We start from the raw sequence: 18,350 nt of genomic DNA on the forward strand, positions 1-18,350 counted from the left end.
CCGGTCCCTCCCCTACTGCTCGACAGTTCGTTGATCGCACATGCTTCCCGCTCGTTGAGCATTATCGGTGCCGGCCTCGCCGGGTCGCTGCTGGCCATCCTGCTGTCACGCCAGGGCTGGCGCATCACCCTGTACGAACGCCGTGGCGATCCACGCGTGGCCGACTACGAGAGCGGCCGCTCGATCAACCTGGCGCTGGCCGAGCGTGGGCGCAATGCGCTGCGCCAGGCCGGTGTGGAAGACGAGGTCATGGCGCGCGCGGTGATGATGCGCGGACGCATGGTGCATCCGCGCGAAGGCGAACCGCAGCTGCAGCGCTATGGCCGCGACGACAGCGAAGTGATCTGGTCGATCCATCGCAGCGACCTCAACACCACGTTGCTGGAACTGGCCGAACAGGCTGGCGCGACCGTACACTTCCACCGCCGCCTGCACACCGTCGATTTCGACGCCGGCTACGCACGCTTCATCGACGACCGCGACGACAGTCCGCATGACATCCGCTTCGACACCCTGATCGGTGCCGATGGTGCAGGCTCGGCCCTGCGCGCGGCGATGAACCGGCGGGCGCCGCTGGGCGAGGACATCGCGTTCCTCGATCACTCCTACAAGGAGCTGGAAATTCCGCCGGCCGACGATGGCAGCTTCCGCATCGAGCGCAACGCGCTGCATATCTGGCCGCGCGGCCATTACATGTGCATCGCCCTGCCCAATCACGAAGGCACCTTCACCGTCACTTTGTTCCTGCCCAACCAGGGCGATCCCAGCTTCGCCACGATCAATACCGGCGCGCAGGCCGAGGCGCTGTTCGCGCGCGAGTTCGCCGACACCCTGCCGCTGATCCCGAACCTGCGCGCAGACTGGGAACAGCACCCGCCGGGCCTGCTTGGCACGCTGACGCTCGATCGCTGGCACCAGCAGGGCCGTGCCGTGCTGATCGGCGACGCCGCGCATGCGATGGTGCCGTTCCACGGCCAGGGCATGAACTGCGCGTTCGAGGACTGCGTTGCGCTGGCCCGCCACCTGATGGAGGCCGATGATCTGGAAGGTGCGTTCGCCGCGTTCGAAGCCGAGCGCAAGCCGAATGCACGTGCCATCCAGCAGATGGCGCTCGAGAACTACCTGGAAATGCGCGACCGCGTCGCCGACCCTGCATTCCTGCTGCAGCGCGAACTGGAACAGGAACTGCAGCGGCGCTGGCCGACCCGCTTCGTGCCGCACTACACCATGGTCACCTTCCTGCACACGCCGTACGCCGAGGCGCTGCGCCGCACCGAACTGCAACGCGACATGCTGGTGGCCGCCACCACCGGCCATGATTCACTGGACAACATCGACTGGGCCGCGCTGGAAGCGCAGATTCATGCGCAGCTGCCGGTCCTGGAGGGCGCGCACTGATGGCTGACAGCTTCCTGTTCTACGATCTGGAAACCTTCGGCCAGGACCCGCGGCGCACGCGCATCTCGCAGTTCGCCGCCATCCGCACCGACGCCGATCTCAACGAAATCGACACCCCGGTCAGCTTCTTCGTGCGCCCGGCCGATGACCTGCTGCCCTCGCCGATGGCCACCCTGGTTACCGGCATCACCCCGCAGCAGGCACTGGCCGAGGGCATCAGCGAGGCCGAGGCCTTCGACCGCATCAACGAGCAGCTGTCGCGCCCCGGCACCTGCGCGCTGGGCTACAACACGCTGCGCTTCGACGATGAGTTCGTCCGCTACGGGCTGTTCCGCAACTTCCACGACCCGTACGAACGCGAGTGGCGCAACGGCAATTCGCGCTGGGACCTGCTGGACATGCTGCGGCTGATGCGCGCGATGCGCCCGGACGGCATCCAGTGGCCGCTGCGCGAGGATGGCGCCACCTCATTCAAACTTGAGCACCTGGCCGAGGCCAACCACGTGCGCGAAGGCGATGCACACGAAGCACTGTCCGACGTGCGCGCCACCATCGGCATGGCGCGGCTGTTCAAGCAGTCGCAACCACGCCTGTGGGACTACGCCCTGAAGCTGCGCGACAAGCGTTTCGTCGGCGGCCTGCTGGACGTGGCCGCGATGAAGCCGGTGCTGCACATTTCCATGCGCTACCCGGCCAGCCGCCTGTGCGCGGCACCGGTGCTGCCGTTGGCCGTGCACCCGACCATCAACAACCGGGTGATCGTATTCGACCTGGAAGGCGAGATCGACGACCTGCTGGAACTGCCGGCCGAGGTGATCGCACAGCGCCTGTACATGCGCGCCAGCGAGCTGCCCGAAGGCGCGGCACGGGTACCTCTGAAGGAAGTGCATCTGAACAAGGTGCCGGCGCTGATCGCCTGGAACCACCTGCGTGCCGATGATCACGCGCGCCTCGGCCTGGATGTGGCTGCGATCGAAGCCAAGGTGGAGCGCCTGCGCGCGTTCGCCCCGCAGCTGGCCGAGAAGGCCCGGCAGGTCTACAACCAGCCCCGCGCCGCCACCGTGGCCGACGTCGATGCCTCGCTGTACGACGGCTTCCTCGGCAACGGTGACAAGCCGCTGCTTGCGCTTGCACGCACCACTGCGCCCGAGCAGCTGGCCGCGCTGGAAGGTCGCTTCCGCGACCCGCGCCTGCCGGAGCTGCTGTTCCGCTACCGCGCGCGCAATCATCCCGACAGCCTCGCGCCGCCTGAACGCCAGCGCTGGCAGGATTACCGCCGCCAGCGCCTGCTCGGAGACGGCGGCCTGGGCGAACTCAACCTGCCCCAGTACCAGCAGCAGCTGGATGCACTGGCCGCCGAAGCGCCCGATGACACCCGGCGCCAGGCCCTGCTGCAATCGCTGCGCGACTGGGGCCAGCACCTGCAGGAGACGCTGTGAGCACTTATTTCTCGGACGCCAGCTTCAAGTTCCTGCGCAGCCTTGCGCGGCACAACGACAAGGCCTGGTTCAACGATCACCGCCAGCAGTACGAAGACCACGTGCGGCAGCCGTTCCTGCGCCTGCTGGGCGACCTGCAGCCGGCGCTGGCCGAGGTCAGCGAGCACTTCCGCGCCGATACCCGTGGCGTCGGTGGTTCGCTGTTCCGCATCCATCGTGACGCGCGTTTTTCCAACGACAAGTCGCCGTACAAGACCTGGCAGGGTGCACGCCTGTTCCATGAGCGCCGCCGCGAAGTGGCCGCGCCCTCGTTCTACGTGCACCTGCAGCCGGGCGAGAGTTTCGTCGGCGCTGGCCTGTGGCATCCGGAACCGGAAACCCAGCGCCGCGTACGCCACTTCATCCTCGACAATCCGGGCAGCTGGAAGGCCGCCGCGCATGCACCGGCCCTGCGCAAACGCTTCGATTTCGAGGAGAGCGAAAAGCTGGTGCGGCCCCCGCGTGGCTTCCCGGCCGACTTCGAGTTCATCGACGACCTCAAGCACCGCAACTGGGTGATGTGGCGCTCGCTGGACGATGCCACCATGACCGGCCCGCGCCTGCTGTCCACGCTGGGCAAGGACCTGGCTGGGCTCGGCCCGTTCGTTGACTACCTGTGCGCGGCGCTGGACCTGGAGTTCTGAGCCGCATCACCTGCCGTTCACCACTGGCTGCCTCACTTGCGGCAGTCTGGACAGCATGAAGAAGCTCACTGCACTGGCCGTGCTGCTGGTCCTGGCCTTGGCTGCGTGGTGGTTCGGCGGCCCGTACATGGCCGTGCATGGCCTGTCCAAGGCCATCGAAGAACGCGACACGGCGCGACTGGAACGCTATGTCGATTTCCCTCGCGTGCGCAGCAGCCTGCGCGCCCAGCTCAACGACTATCTGGTACGCCAGGCCGGCCCGGATGTAGCGGCCAGCCCGTTCGGCGCCCTGCTCTACGGCCTCGGCGACCAGCTCGGCGGTGCAGCGGTGGAAACCATGGTGACCCCGACCGGGATCGGCGCAATGCTGCAGGGCCACGTGCTGTGGAAGCGCGGCCGCAATGAACTGCAGGGCGGTGATGCCTTCGGCGCGACCGAGCCGGCACGGCCATTGAAGAACGCCGAGCATCACTTCGAAGCGCTGGACCGCTTCGTGATCGACGTCGATCGCGGCCCCGACCAGCCGCCGATGAAAGTGGTGCTGGAACCGCAGGGCCTGCGCTGGAAGGTGGTGGATCTGCAGTTGGGGATGTCGGGCACCCCGTGACGGGTCATGCCCTTCGACGGTGCTGCTTTCGGTAGGTGCCCACCTTGGTGGGCATGGATCCAGGACGGCGCCAACCAAGGTTGGCGACTACCGCGGTACAGCGCTCTGGTAGATGCCCACCTTGGTGGGCGTCGATGCATGGCAGTGCCAACCAACGGTTGGCACCCACCCGGCATGGTCTCACCCCTCGTTGGCGACACCGTGCGGTACGTGGCCGGCGGCCACGTGTTCGCGCGCACTGTCGATGTTGTGCTGCGAATCATCGAAGAAGATGTCGGCACCGAACGCCTGCAGGAACGGCCCCTTGTGGCGGCCGCCGAGGAACAGCGCTTCGTCCAGGCGCACTCCCCACTCGCGCAGGGTGCGGATTACGCGCTCATGCGCCGGTGCCGAGCGTGCGGTCACCAGCGCAGTGCGGATCGGCGCGCTCTCGCCGGCCGGGAACACTTCCTGCAGCGTATGCAGGGCCGACAGGAAACCGCGGAATGGGCCGCCGCTGAGGGGTTCGCGGGCCCGTTCACGCTCGTGCCGGCCAAACGCCTCCACGCCCTGCTCGCGTGAGATGCGCTCGCTCTCGTCACCGAAGATCACTGCGTCACCGTCGAAGGCGATGCGCAACTGGCCGGCCGGGCGACCGGTATCGATCTGGTCGGCCGCCGCGGCGGCGGTTTCGCCAGGCGGCTTGGGCAGAATGGTCGCCGCGGCGATGCCGTGGCGCAGCGCGCTGCGCACCGATTCCGGGTTGGCCGACAGGAACAGGTCGGTGCCGAACGGCTTCACGTACGGCCAGGTCGGCTCGCCGGCGGTGAACGTTGCGCGGATGATGCCCAGGCCGTAGTGCTGGATCGAATTGAAGATGCGCAGGCCGGTATCGGCCGAGTTGCGCGACAGCAGGATCACCTCGACGCGAGGATTCTCCGGGCTGGCCCCCTGGTTCAAAGCCAGCAGCTTGCGCACCACCGGGAAGGCCACGCCGGGGCCGAGGATATCGTCCTCGTGCTGGCGCTGGAATTCGGCATAGGCCGCCACGCCATCGCTCTCGAACAGCGCGTGGCTTTCCTCGAGGTCGAACAGCGCGCGCGAGGTCACCGCGACGGTCAGCAAACGGGGGGAGTTGTCGCCCATCGGTGGGGGTCCTTCAAGCGGTCGGCACGGCCGGCTGCCCATTGTCCTCAAAAAACGAACTGTTCGCTCAGGATCCGGTCTTCCAGGTTGTGCTCCGGGTCGAACAGCAGGGTCACGCGGCGGTCCTTCGACTCACGGATGGTCACCTCGACCACGTCGCGGGTCTCGTGCGAATCAGCAGTCACGCTGACCGGGCGCTTGTACGGATCGAGCACGCGGAAGCGCACTTCGGTATCGGCCTTCAGGATCGCCCCGCGCCAGCGCCGCGGCCGGTACGGGGCCAACGGCGTCAGCGCGATGGTGTGCGAGCCCAGCGGCAGCACCGGACCATGCGCGGAATAGTTGTAGGCGGTGCTGCCGGCCGGGGTGGCCACCAGCACGCCGTCGCCGATCAGTTCGGCCACGCGCTCCTGGCCGTTCAGATCGATACCGATATGCGCGGCCTGCCGGGTCTGGCGCAGCAGCGAAACGTCGTTGTAGGCCAGCGAGCCGGTACTGGTGCCGGACTCGGTCAGCGCCACCATTTCCAGCGGGCGCAGGTTGGCCGGTTCTGCGCGTGCGATGCGGGCCTGCACGTCGTCGTCTCCACGGTACTGGTTCATCAGGAAGCCGACCGTGCCCAGCTTCATGCCGAACACCGGCTTGCCCAGGTGCCCATGCCGATGCAGGGTCTGCAGCATGAAGCCGTCGCCCCCCAGCGGGCACAGCACGTCGGCCTGCTCCGGCGCGTGATCGCCATAACGCGAGATCATCGCCGCGCGGGCCATCTGCGCGGGCTCGGCGGTGCTGGCCAGGAAAGCGATTCGGGGGGTGTCGCTCATCGGTGGATCCGGGTGGGTTTGATGGAGAGCATAACCGAGCGCCGGGAGTTGGACCCCGTGGGGCAGATGACCGGCATATCCGCCGGGACACGCCGTAAACCCATCCCTGGGGGCTCGATCGCGCCATCCATGGCGCTCACGGTCCCGGCGGATATGCCGGTCATCCACCTGGCAGGTTCACGGCCGGCGTCGGGTCAGTGATCGTAGAAGAGAAAGCAAAAACAAAACGGCCCCGCTTTCGCGGGGCCGTTCCGGTTCACGCATGCCAGGCATGGCCTGGCACTACTTCACTTACGCGCCATGTGCCGCCAGCTGGCCCAGGCGCTGCACCGCGACCGAAACGGTCGGGTAGTCCAGGGTCTTCTGCTCGGCCAGTTCGGCCAGCATCGCCAGGGTGAAGCGCAGGCTGTTGTCGTCACGGCCCATCCAGGCTGCGACCTTGGCTTCCGCGCTGCTGCCCTTGGTGCCCAGCACCTGGCCGGCCAGGTTGCGGTGGTTGGCGGCCAGCTCGTCACGCAGCACGCCACGTGCCACGGCGTGCCAACGACCGTTGACCTCCAGCGCATCGACCTGCTCGAACAGCCACGGCAGCTGCAGGGCATCGCCCAGGCGGAAGTGGACCTTGGACACGTCCACCGGCTTCAGCTTGCGGGTGCGGGCCAGTTCGATGATGTCGAACGCCGGCTCCAGGAAGTGCAGTTCGGCCAGCTGCTGCGCCAGCGCGGACGGCAGGCCCTTTTCCTTCCACTCGGCCACCAGGGCTTCGTAGGTCGGACGCTGCGAATCCGGCAGCACACCCGAGGCAACGCGGATGTCGTTGAACGGACCCTGGTAGCGGTTGACCGCTTCGGTGATGCCCGGCATCGCGCCCGGGCGCGACAGCAGCCAACGCACGAACGAACGCTGCAGCTTCCAGATCACTTCCAGTGCGTCGATCTGCACCGACTCCGGCACCTTGCCGTCGAGTGCATCGATCTGCGCCCACAGCGCGCGCGCATCCAGCGTTTCGCGGCTGATGGTGTAGGCCTTGGCGACTTCGGCGATGGAACGGCCGGTGTCTTCCTGCATGCGCATCAGGAAGGTGGCGCCCATGCGGTTGATGGTCTGGTTGGTCACGGCCGTGGCGATGATTTCGCGCTTCAGGCGGTGACGCTCCATCGCGTCGGCGTACTTCTTCTGCAGCGGGGTCGGGAAGTAACGCTGCAGTTCCTTGGACAGGTACGGATCTTCCGGGATGTCCGATTCCAGCAGCTGGGCGAACGCCACCAGCTTCGAGTAGGACAGCAGCACCGACAGTTCCGGGCGGGTCAGGCCCTGGCCGCGTGCCTTGCGCTGGGACAGCTCGGCGTCGGACGGCAGGAACTCGATCTGGCGATCCAGCAGGCCCTGCTGTTCCAGGGTACGGATGAAGTGCTGCTTGGAACCCAGGCGCTTGACCGCCATCCGCTCCATCAGGCTCAGCGCCTGGTTCTGGCGGTAGTTGTCATTGAGCACCAGCTCGGCGACTTCATCGGTCATCGAGGCCAGCAGCTTGTTGCGCTGCTCGACGGTCAGCTTCTTGGCCCGCACCACATCGTTGAGCAGGATCTTGATGTTGACTTCGTGGTCGGAGGTGTCCACACCGGCCGAGTTATCGATGAAGTCGGTGTTGAGCAGCACGCCGGCCTGGGCGGCTTCGATGCGGCCCAGCTGGGTCATGCCCAGGTTGCCGCCCTCGCCCACCACCTTGCAGCGCAGCTCGCCACCGTTCACGCGCAGGGCGTTGTTGGCGCGGTCGCCGACATCGCTGTGCTGCTCGCTGGCAGCCTTCACGTAGGTACCGATGCCGCCGTTCCACAGCAGGTCGACCGGTGCCTTCAGGATCGCGCTCATCAGATCGTTCGGCGACAGCGCCTTGACGTTGTCATCCAGGCCCAGCGCTTCACGCACCTGCGGGGTGATCTCGATCGACTTCAGGCTGCGCGGGTATACGCCGCCGCCCTTGCTGATCAGCTTGGCGTCGTAGTCCGCCCAGCTCGAACGCGGCACGGTGAACAGGCGCTCACGTTCGACGAACGTGGTGGCCGCATCCGGGTTCGGGTCCAGGAAGATGTGGCGGTGGTCGAAGGCAGCGACCAGGCGGATGTGGCGCGACAGCAGCATGCCGTTGCCGAACACGTCGCCGGACATGTCGCCGACGCCGACCGCAGTGAAGTCCTGGGTCTGGCTGTCACGGCCCAGCGCACGGAAGTGGCGCTTGACCGATTCCCACGCACCGCGTGCGGTGATGCCCATGCCCTTGTGGTCATAGCCAACCGAACCACCGGAGGCGAACGCATCGCCCATCCAGAAGCCGTGCGCGATGGCCAGGCCGTTGGCGATGTCGGAGAAGGTCGCGGTGCCCTTGTCGGCGGCCACCACCAGGTACGGATCGTCCATGTCGTGGCGCACGACATCCACCGGCGGCACGATCTTGTTGTTGACGATGTTGTCGGTGATGTCCAGCAGGCCCTGGATGAACAGCTTGTAGCAGGCCACGCCGTTGGCGAAGATCGCGTCGCGGTCGCCGTTCACCGGCGGGGTCTTGGCGAAGAAGCCGCCCTTCGCGCCGACCGGCACGATCACGGTGTTCTTGACCATCTGTGCCTTGACCAGGCCCAGCACTTCGGTACGGAAGTCTTCGCGACGATCCGACCAGCGCAGGCCACCACGGGCGACCGCGCCGAAGCGCAGGTGGGTACCTTCCACGCGCGGGCCGTAGACGAAGATCTCGCGGTACGGGCGCGGCTTCGGCAGGTCCGGCACCAGCGCCGAATCAAACTTGAAGCTGATGACATGGCCGTGCTGGCCGTTGGCATCGGTCTGGTAGTAGCTGGTGCGCAGGGTCGCGTCGATCACGCCCATGAACGAGCGCAGGATGCGGTCCTCGTCCAGGCTGGACACACGGTCCATCAGCTTCAGCAGCGCATCGCGCGCGGCCTGCATCTGCGCGTCGCGGTCACCCTTGCGGGCGTCGACCACGGTCTTGAGCACCTTCAGGGTGGCGTCGTCGCCAGCAGCCAGCACATCGAAGTGGGCCTTCAGCTGGGCCTGGCCGGCGGCGATGTCGTCCTTGCTCTCGTGGCCGGTAGCCGGATCGAAGCGCGCTTCGAACAGCTCGACCAGCAGTCGGGCCAGCAGCGGGTAGCGCGCGAAGGTGCCTTCCACGTAGGCCTGCGAGAACGGCACGCCGGTCTGCAGCAGGTACTTGCAGTAGCCACGCAGCATGGCGACCTGGCGCCAGTGCAGGCCGGCAGCCAGCACCAGGCGGTTGAAGCCGTCGTTCTCGGCATCGCCGTGCCAGACGCGGGCAAAGGTCTCGCCGAAGGCTTCATCGACGCTGGCGGCATCGATCGCGCCGGCGGTCGATTCGACCTCGAAGTCCTGCACGTACACCGGGGCGTTGTCGACCGACAGGCGGTACGGACGCTCGGCGATCACGCGCAGGCCCATGTTTTCCATCATCGGCAGCGCGTCCGACAGCGGGATGTCGTCCAGCTGGCGATACAGCTTCAGGCGCAGGCCATCACCGCTTTCGCGCGGCACGGCCTGCAGGCTCAGGCGCAGGTCGTCCGGGCCGGTCAGGGCATCAAGCTGGCTGACATCGTTGGCCGCAACAGCCGTGCTGTTGTCTTCGATGTAACCGGCCGGCAGCGCCTTGCCGATGCGGGCGGCGATGCGCAGGCCTTCGGTCTCGCCGTGGCGGGCCACCAGCGCTTCGCGCAGGTCGTCCTGCCAGTTGCGCAGGACCTGGGCCAGCTTCTGCTCCAGTTCGGCGGTATCAACGTCGAGCATTTCACCCGGCTTCGGGCGCACGATCAGGTGCACCTGGGCCAGCGGCGATTCGCCCAGCACCACCGAGCTGTCGACGTACTCGCCGTGCAGCGCGTCCCTCAGCATCGCTTCGATGCGCAGGCGCACGTCGGTGTTGAAGCGCTCGCGCGGCAGGTAGACCAGCGCGGAGATGAAACGGCTGTACTTGTCGCGGCGCAGGAACAGGCGGCTGCGCACGCGTTCCTGCAGGCCCAGCACGCCCATCGCGGTGCGGAACAGTTCGTCCTCGCTGGACTGGAACAGTTCTTCGCGCGGCAGCGTTTCCAGGATGTGGCGCAGGGCCTTGCCACTGTGGCTGGCCGGGGCCAGGCCCGACTGCTTCATCACGTGCTCGTGGCGCTGGCGCACCAGCGGGATCTCCCACGGGCGACGGTTGTAGGCACTGGAGGTGAACAGGCCAAGGAAGCGCTGCTCGCCGATGATCTTGCCCTTGGCGTCGAATTCCAGCACGCCGATGTAGTCCATGTAGCCGGCGCGGTGCACGCGCGAACGGGCATTGGTCTTGGTCAGGATCAGCGCGTCCTTCAGGCCGGACGTGGCGTTCAGGCCCTGCGCGGCCAGGGTCTTGACCGGGCGGGCCGCGGACTTGTCCTTGCCGCGCATCAGGCCCAGGCCGGTGTCGTTCAGCGGCGCCAGTACGTCTTCCTTGCCCTGCTTCTCGACGCGGTACTCGCGGTAGCCGAAGAAGGTGAAGTGGTTGTCGGCGGCCCAGCGCAGGAACTCCTGTGCTTCCTTGCGCGATGCATCGTCGACCGGCAGCTGGCGCTTGCCCAGGTCGTCGGCCAGCGCCAGTGCCTTGTCCTTCATCGGCTGCCAGTCGCGCACGATCGCGCGCACTTCGTCCAGCGCCTTGTTGATGGCCTGTTCGATGGCGGCCATGGCTTCGGCCGGCTGGCGGTCGATCTCCAGCAGCATCACCGACTCGGCATCACCCTCGCCGACCTTGACCAGCTTGCCGGCCTTGTCGCGGGTGAAGCGCAGCACCGGGTGGCCCAGCACGTGGACGCCCACGCCCTGCTCGGCCAGCGACATGGTGACCGTATCCACGAGGAACGGCATGTCATCGTTGACGATCTGCAGCACGGTGTGCGGCGATTCCCAACCGTTGGCCTTCGCGGTCGGATTGAACACGCGGACGTTGGCCTTGCCGGCCTTGCGGGCACGCGCGAATTCCAGCGTCTCAGCCGCGAGAGCGGCCCACTCTTCAGCGCTGTGGTGCGGGAACTCGTCCGACTCCATGCGCTTGTAGAAGTCAGTGGCAAAGGCCACTGCTTCGGCCTGTGCGGCCGCGGGGTAGCGCTTGCGCAAGGCCGTGTACACCGGCTCCAGGGAGAAACCAGCGGTCACTGCGACCTCCGACTCTGCTGGTTTCGTCTTGTTCTTCACGGTCTTGGCTGCGGTTTTTTGCGGTTTCATGGCAGAGCGATGCGCTTGCTCAGTTGGGAAAATGAAATTGTAGCCCTACCGCGCGAAAAGGCCTTGCTGCAGGACGGAATAAGCAGATTCGGGTTTGCTGCGGTTCAAACGCCTATTCAGTTCGCACCGGTATGGTGCTGGCGCCTGTTTCAGCACTGCCGACAGGATCGGCAAAACGTGTTACCGGAAGACACACGCGGCGACGCCGATGCGATTCCACAATCCTGAACTGGACGGTATAGTCCACCGCGTGAACCCGGCCTACCTCCCCGTTGCCCTCGATGCACGCGATGAGCGTGTGTTCGACGCCGTACGCGAACTGCTGGCCCAGCAGGGCATGCAGATGAGCATGGAGGCGGTGGCCCAGCACGCCGGCTGCTCCAAGCAGACCCTGTACTCGCGCTACGGCAGCAAGCAGGAACTGCTGCGCCGGGTGATGCAGCGCCACGTCGGCCACGCCACCGGCGCCATGGTTCGTGCACTCCGCACTGACGACCTGCGTGCCAGCCTGCTCCAGTTCGCCACCGACTTCCTGGAGCACTTCAACCAACCGCACGTGGGCCAGGCCTGCCGGCTGATCGCCGCCGACGCGGCCCAGTTTCCCGAAGAGGCGCGTACGCTGTACCGGCATGGAGCCGGCGCACTGACGCTTCATCTTGCTGAATGGATTGAAACCGTTTGCATGCGTGGCCAGCTCCGGCATGACGACCCGCACTTCATGGCCGAACTGCTGCTGAGCATGATTGCCGGTCAGGATTTCGACAAACAGCGTTTCCATACCCCCCATCGTGATGACGCGCGGCTGCGTCGGCGCTGGGCAGAGTTCTCCGTCGACAGCTTCCTGCGCGCCTTCGCGCCTCAGCCGTCGCCGGCCCCGTCTTCAAACCAACCCCGGAGTTCCTCCTGATGACCGCCCCACTCCGCACCCTTGCCTTGACGTGCGCCGTTGCTGTCGCGCTGGCTGCCTGCAAGAAGCCGGAACAGCAGACGCCCCCGCCGCCGGAGGTGGGCGTGATCGACGCCAAGCCGCAGACCCTGCCGCTGCAGCGCGAGCTGGTCGGTCGCCTGTCGCCGTTCCGCAGCGCCGACGTGCGTGCGCGCGTGCCGGGCGTGCTGCTCAAGCGCGTCTACCAGGAAGGCTCGCAGGTCAAGCAGGGCCAGACCCTGTTCCTGATCGACCCGGCGCCGCTGCGTGCCTCGCTCAACGCCTCCGAAGCACAGCTGGCATCGGCCCGCGCGACCTACGCCAACGCCAAGGTGGCCGCCGACCGTGCACGTTCGCTGGCGCCGCAGCAGTTCGTCTCCAAGTCCGACCTGGACAACGCTGAATCGGCCGAGCGTACCGCGCTGGCGGCGGTCAAGCAGGCCGAAGCAGCGGTGACTTCCTCGCGCATCAGCCTGGGCTACACCGAAGTAACCGCACCGATCAGCGGCGTGGCCAACAAGCAGCAGGTCACCGAAGGCGCGCTGGTCGGCCAGGGCGATGTGACCCTGCTGACCACCGTCGACCAGCTCGACCCGCTGTACGTGAACTTCTCGCTGAGCGTGGACGAGCTGACCCAGCTGCGCGCGCAACAGGCCAAGGGCGCGCTGGCGCTGTCGGGCGACGGCAAGGCCACGGTGAACGTCAAGCTGGCCGATGGCAGCACCTACAGCGAGCCGGGCACCCTGGACTTCTCCTCGACCACGGTCGACCCGGCCACCGGTGCGGTGTCGTTGCGCGCGTTGCTGCCGAACCCACAGCAGATCCTGCTGCCGGGCGCCTTCGTCAGCTTCCAGGCCAACCTGGGCGAACGCAACAATGCCTTCCTGGTACCGCAGCAGGCCCTGCTGCGCGACACCACCGGCGGCTACGTGATGGTGGTCGGCGCCGACGGCAAGGTCGTGCGCAAGAACGTGAAGACCGATGGCGCGCAGAACGGCAACTGGCTGGTCAGCGACGGCCTGGCCGCCGGCGACAAGGTGATCGTGGCCGGCGTGCAGAAGGTCAAGGAAGGTGCACCGGCGGTGGCCAAGCCGTGGACCCCGGGGCAGGACGCCAACGGCAAGCCGGCCGCAGGCGGCGCCGCTCCGGCGGGCACCGCACCGGCTGCTGGCAAGGCACCGGCCGACGCGGCCAAGCCCGAGCAGGCCGATGCGGCCAAGCCGGCCGCCACCGATTCGAACAAGCAGTAACGGGAACCTTCCGTCATGCCTAAATTTTTCATCGAACATCCAGTCTTCGCCTGGGTGGTGGCGATCCTGATCTCGCTCAGCGGCGTGATCGCGATCCTCAACCTGGGCGTGGAGTCCTATCCCAACATCGCCCCACCGCAGGTCACCGTCTCGGCCACCTACCCGGGCGCCAGTGCCGACACCACGGAAAAATCGGTCACCCAGGTGATCGAGCAGCAGCTGACCGGTATCGATCACCTGCTGTACTTCAGCTCTTCCTCGTCGTCCAACGGCCGTGCGCAGATCACCCTGACCTTCGAGACGGGTACCGATCCGGACATCGCCCAGGTGCAGGTGCAGAACAAGGTCTCGCTGGCCACGCCACGACTGCCTTCGGAAGTGACCCAGCAGGGCGTGGTGGTGGCCAAGGCCAACGCCGGCTTCCTGATGGTGGTGGCGCTGCAGTCCGATACCCCGACCATCAACCGTGATGCGCTGAACGACATCGTTGGTTCGCGCGTGCTCGACCAGGTCTCGCGTATCCCCGGCGTCGGCAGCACCCAGCAGTTCGGTTCCGAGTACGCCATGAACATCTGGCTGAACCCGGAAAAGATGCAGGGTTATGGCCTGTCGGCCAGCCAGGTGCTGGCTGCGGTGCGCGCGCAGAACGTGCAGTTCGCCGCCGGTGCGCTTGGCTCGGATCCGTCGCCGGAAGGCCAGCACTTCACCGCCACGGTCTCGGCCGAAGGCCGCTTCAGTTCGCCGCAGGAGTTCGAGAACATCATCCTGCGCGCCAACGCTGACGGCTCGCGGGTGCTGTTGAAGGACATCGCCCGCGTTGCCTTCGGTGCCAACAACTACGGTTTCGACACCCAGTACAACGGCAAGCCGACCGGTGCCTTCGCCATCCAGCTGCTGCCGGGCGCCAACGCCCTGAACGTGGCCGAGGCGGTGCGCGCCAAGATGGACGAGCTGCAGCCCAGCTTCCCGGCCGGCGTGACCTGGTTCTCGCCGTACGACAGCACCACCTTCGTCAAGATCTCGATCCAGGAAGTGGTCAAGACGCTGTTTGAAGCAGTGTTCCTGGTGTTCCTGGTGATGCTGATCTTCCTGCAGAACTTCCGCGCCACGCTGATCCCGACCCTGGTCATCCCGGTGGCGCTGCTCGGTACCTTCCTGGGCATGTGGATGATCGGCTTCACGATCAACCAGCTGACCCTGTTCGCGATGGTGCTGGCGATCGGCATCGTGGTCGATGACGCGATCGTGGTGATCGAGAACGTCGAACGCATCATGACCGAGGAAGGCCTGGCGCCGAAGCCGGCCACGCAGAAGGCGATGACCCAGATCACCGGCGCGGTGGTGGCGATCACCGTCGTGCTGGCTGCGGTGTTCATCCCGTCCGCCCTGCAGGGCGGCGCCGCCGGTGAGATCTACAAGCAGTTCGCCCTGACCATCGCCATTTCGATGGCGTTCTCGGCGTTCCTGGCGCTGGGCTTCACCCCGGCGCTGTGCGCGACCTTCCTGAAGCCGACGCACAACGACAATCCGAACATCGTCTACCGCACCTTCAACAAGTACTACGACAAGATCAGCCACACCTATGTCGGCCACATCACCTCGGCGGTGCGCCATGCGCCGCGCTGGATGATCCTGTTCGTGGTGCTCACCGCACTGTGCGGCTTCCTGTTCACCCGCATGCCGGGCAGCTTCCTGCCGGAAGAAGACCAGGGCTATGCGCTGGCGATCGTGCAGCTGCCGCCGGGCTCGACCAAGGGCCAGACCAACGAAGTGTTCGCGCAGATGCGTGGCATCCTGGAAAAGCAGGATGGCTATGAAGGCATGCTGCAGGTGGCCGGCTTCAGCTTCGTCGGTTCCGGCGAGAACGTCGGCATGGGCTTCATCCGCCTGAAGCCGTGGGAGGAACGCAAGTTCACCGCGCCCGAGTTCATCCAGAACATGAACGGCGCGTTCTACGGCATCAAGGAAGCGCAGATCTTCGTGGTCAACCTGCCCACCGTGCAGGGCCTTGGCCAGTTCGGCGGCTTCGACATGTGGCTGCAGGACCGCAGTGGTGCCGGTTACGAGCAGCTGACGCAGGCCCGCAACATCCTGCTCGGCCAGGCCGCGCAGAAGCCGGACCACCTGGTCGGCGTGCGCCCGAACGGCCTGGAAAACGCGCCGCAGCTGCAGCTGCATGTGGACCGCGTGCAGGCGCAGTCGATGGGCATGTCGGTGTCGGACGTGTACAGCACCATCCAGCTGATGCTGGCCCCGGTGTACGTCAACGACTTCTTCTACGAAGGCCGCATCAAGCGCGTGACCATGCAGGCCGATGGTCCGTACCGCACCGGCCAGGAGTCGCTGAAGAGCTTCTACAGCCCCTCCAGCCTGACCAAGAACGCCGATGGCACCAATTCGATGATCCCGCTGAACACGGTGGTCAAGTCCGAATGGGTGTCGGCACCGCCGTCGCTGAGCCGCTACAACGGCTACTCGGCGATCAACATCGTCGGCTCGCAGGCCCCAGGTACCAGCTCGGGCGAGGCGATGCAGACCATGGAGAGCATCGTCAACGACGACCTGCCGGCCGGCTTCGGCTACGACTGGTCGGGCATGTCCTACCAGGAAATCCTGGCTGGCAACGCGGCGACGCTGCTGCTGGTGCTGTCGATCGTAGTGGTGTTCCTGTGCCTGGCCGCGCTGTATGAGAGCTGGTCGATCCCGGTGGCAGTGCTGCTGGTGGTGCCGCTGGGTGTGCTCGGTGCCCTCGGCCTGTCGATGCTGCGCGGCCTGCCCAACGATCTGTTCTTCAAGATCGGCCTGATCACCGTGATCGGCCTGGCGGCGAAGAACGCGATCCTGATCGTGGAGTTCGCGGTGGAGCAGCGCGCCGCCGGCAAGAACCTGCGCGATGCCACCATCGAAGCGGCCCGCCTGCGTTTCCGCCCGATCCTGATGACCTCGTTCGCGTTCATCATGGGCGTGATCCCGATGGCGATCTCCACCGGCGCGGGCGCCAATTCCCGCCACGCCATCGGTACCGGCGTGATCGGCGGCATGCTGTTCGCCACCCTGCTCGGCCTGTTGATGATCCCGGTGTTCTTCGTGGTCGTGCGCCGCATGCTGGGCGACAAGCTGGATGAACCGTCCAAGGAGTTCATGGAACGCCAGCGCGACGCGGATGCAGCACACCGTCCGGATCGTTGATCCAGCGGTGAACTGAAACGAGAAAGGCCCCGGTGCGATCCGGGGCCTTTTTTGTTGCCGCTTCTGGACCCATGCCGCCCCAGGTCGGCATCTACCGGAGCGACGCATACCCGGTAGTCGCCAACCTTGGTGGGCGCTGTCCGGGCAGCGTCTCAGCGCAACACTGCGATCACCACGCATGCCGCCACAATCGCCAGTGCAGGCCATTGCATCGGCAGGAAGAAGAAGTGATGCGGAGCATGCTGCCCAGGTACACGCGGCTTTCGATTGAGCACGAAACCCAGCACCGTGTTGATTGCCGAGCCAAGGCCGAACGCCAGCAGGACCTGGCTGAGTGAAGTATTGCCGCGACCCACCGCTGGATCCGGGAACAGGATGAGGATGAGCAGCACGGCAGCGATCGGTGTGAGCAGGGTCAGCAGCCCTGCGCCTCGATAGATGAGCATGTGGTGGCGTCCATGAACGGTGGAGCATTCTGCGACCAAGGAGCGGGAATGCCAATGAATCGTTGGCATGTCGCCTGCCCGGAGACCGGTCGCATACGGCCTGTACTGAAAAGTCCCTTCCACTGCTGCGCCGACAACGAGGCGCTCAAGGCGTCTACCGGTTTCGCATAAGGCCCCCGCTTTGGATTCCTGGGCGCGCAGAAGTGCGGCACGCCCGGATCGTTGCTATCCAGATGCCTCCACGGCAATCGATCCGATGCCGCCCAGGAGACAGTTCATGGAAAGAGCACCACTACGACGCTTCAGCCGCCCCGCCCTTCTGCTTGGCGCGCTCTTCGCGGCCAGCAGCGTCCAGGACGCACATGCGGCAGGCGTCCTCGTCTGCGACAACTGTCGCGATCCACGCGCACTGGCGCTTTACTCGGGCACGGGGCCCACCATCGTCGTCGACTTCCAGCAGCGCCGGCTCCATGGCTTCGATGTGGAATACGATCGCGAGCTACGTCGGTATCGCGCAACAAGGGCGCAGATTCCCGGGCCAATCAACGCATCCTTCAATCGGATCATGGGGATGCTCGACAACAACGTGCCAACCGTACAGTTCGCGCCGCGGCAGTGGGTCGGAAGAGGAGTCCAGTACGAGGTTCATCCTGATGACCCGCAATACGCCAACGGCATAGGCTTCCCGGAAGAGCACAAGAACCTCAACGCCTACGATGTCGTGCAGATGGCAACCGAGCGATTCAGGCTGGAGAGCGCCATGGGCAAGGCATTCACAGGCGCCACGACATCGTCGAGGGCCTGGAACAGCATGGCGACATTCCTGTCCTCGATCGGCCTGAGCTTCGTCAGCAAGGCCCTCGGAATCGACGGTGCAATCTACAGGATCACCTGGCGCGATGGCTCGAAGACTACGCTGGCCATCGTCTCTTCGTCAGTGGACACCGCCAGATACGTGCAAGGCCAGAGCAAGGACGCCAATGGCAACATGATTCCCGACGGCGCGGCAACCAGCCCCGGCCTGGCCCAACACTTCGCCGGCACCTACAACTTCAACAGCCGGGACGATCTGGATCGATGGATCGACTCCGGTCGCCTCTATGGGGTGAACATGTTCCCCGGTGCTCCACCTGAGTCGCTGCAGATCGTCTGTGAATGGAACGGAACGGATATCGTTTGCCGATTGCCACGTTGATCGC

12 protein-coding genes are annotated in these 18,350 nt (G+C 65.9%); 8 read left to right on the top strand and 4 right to left on the bottom strand.

The features are described from left to right. Positions 1 to 30 precede the first annotated feature (30 nt). The 4 genes from O0K41_RS04600 to O0K41_RS04615 are packed head-to-tail and all read left to right on the top strand — an operon-like array spanning position 31 to position 4,127. The gene (locus O0K41_RS04600) at positions 31 to 1,398 is read left to right on the top strand and encodes an NAD(P)/FAD-dependent oxidoreductase (protein WP_012480765.1); all 1,368 of its coding nucleotides are present in this window, start codon (positions 31 to 33) and stop codon (positions 1,396 to 1,398) included. Continuing rightward, the gene (gene sbcB, locus O0K41_RS04605; protein ID WP_049403118.1) at positions 1,398 to 2,837 is read left to right on the top strand and encodes an exodeoxyribonuclease I; all 1,440 of its coding nucleotides are present in this window, start codon (positions 1,398 to 1,400) and stop codon (positions 2,835 to 2,837) included. The genes O0K41_RS04600 and sbcB overlap by 1 nt, the downstream gene beginning before the upstream one ends. After that, positions 2,834 to 3,520: a DUF2461 domain-containing protein gene (locus tag O0K41_RS04610; RefSeq protein ID WP_005410240.1), complete on the top strand. Its 687-nt coding sequence runs from the start codon at positions 2,834 to 2,836 to the stop codon at positions 3,518 to 3,520. The genes sbcB and O0K41_RS04610 overlap by 4 nt, the downstream gene beginning before the upstream one ends. Before the next feature lie 55 nt (positions 3,521 to 3,575). Then, positions 3,576 to 4,127, top strand: coding sequence for a DUF2939 domain-containing protein (locus O0K41_RS04615; RefSeq protein ID WP_049448993.1), 552 nt, complete (start codon positions 3,576 to 3,578; stop codon positions 4,125 to 4,127). A 180-nt stretch (positions 4,128 to 4,307) separates the two neighbouring features. Here O0K41_RS04615 and O0K41_RS04620 read toward each other — a convergent pair whose 3' ends face one another. From O0K41_RS04620 to O0K41_RS04630, 3 genes are all read right to left on the bottom strand, one after another. Then, positions 4,308 to 5,252 carry a 5'-nucleotidase gene (locus tag O0K41_RS04620; protein ID WP_005410242.1) on the bottom strand — a complete coding sequence of 315 codons (945 nt, stop codon included), beginning with the start codon at positions 5,250 to 5,252 and terminating at the stop codon, positions 4,308 to 4,310. Between the two features lie 47 nt (positions 5,253 to 5,299). Further along, positions 5,300 to 6,073: an NAD kinase gene (locus O0K41_RS04625; protein WP_005410243.1), complete on the bottom strand. Its 774-nt coding sequence runs from the start codon at positions 6,071 to 6,073 to the stop codon at positions 5,300 to 5,302. Between the two features lie 291 nt (positions 6,074 to 6,364). Further along, on the bottom strand, positions 6,365 to 11,341 hold the full coding sequence (locus O0K41_RS04630) for an NAD-glutamate dehydrogenase domain-containing protein (protein ID WP_088436565.1): 4,977 nt from the start codon (positions 11,339 to 11,341) through the stop codon (positions 6,365 to 6,367). Between the two features lie 250 nt (positions 11,342 to 11,591). Here O0K41_RS04630 and O0K41_RS04635 point away from each other — a divergent pair, with 250 nt between their 5' ends. The 3 genes from O0K41_RS04635 to O0K41_RS04645 are packed head-to-tail and all read left to right on the top strand — an operon-like array spanning position 11,592 to position 16,705. Beyond that, entirely contained in the window at positions 11,592 to 12,248 is a 657-nt protein-coding gene (locus O0K41_RS04635) for a TetR/AcrR family transcriptional regulator (RefSeq protein ID WP_005410245.1), read from the top strand. Continuing rightward, positions 12,248 to 13,516, top strand: a complete 1,269-nt coding sequence (locus O0K41_RS04640) for an efflux RND transporter periplasmic adaptor subunit (RefSeq protein WP_049448991.1) — start codon at positions 12,248 to 12,250, stop codon at positions 13,514 to 13,516. The genes O0K41_RS04635 and O0K41_RS04640 overlap by 1 nt, the downstream gene beginning before the upstream one ends. 15 nt (positions 13,517 to 13,531) lie before the next feature. Continuing rightward, positions 13,532 to 16,705: a multidrug efflux RND transporter permease subunit gene (locus O0K41_RS04645; RefSeq protein ID WP_005413921.1), complete on the top strand. Its 3,174-nt coding sequence runs from the start codon at positions 13,532 to 13,534 to the stop codon at positions 16,703 to 16,705. Positions 16,706 to 16,857: 152 nt separating this feature from the next. Here O0K41_RS04645 and O0K41_RS04650 read toward each other — a convergent pair whose 3' ends face one another. Next, entirely contained in the window at positions 16,858 to 17,151 is a 294-nt protein-coding gene (locus O0K41_RS04650) for a hypothetical protein (RefSeq protein ID WP_088436564.1), read from the bottom strand. Positions 17,152 to 17,428: 277 nt separating this feature from the next. Here O0K41_RS04650 and O0K41_RS04655 point away from each other — a divergent pair, with 277 nt between their 5' ends. Next, positions 17,429 to 18,346 (top strand): hypothetical protein, encoded by a 918-nt coding sequence (locus O0K41_RS04655; RefSeq protein WP_111150172.1) that lies wholly within the window; start codon positions 17,429 to 17,431, stop codon positions 18,344 to 18,346. The last annotated feature ends 4 nt before the right edge of the window (positions 18,347 to 18,350 follow it).

This window comes from Stenotrophomonas sp. Sm2128, from assembly GCF_030985535.1.
Classification (GTDB): Bacteria; Pseudomonadota; Gammaproteobacteria; order Xanthomonadales; family Xanthomonadaceae; genus Stenotrophomonas; species Stenotrophomonas maltophilia.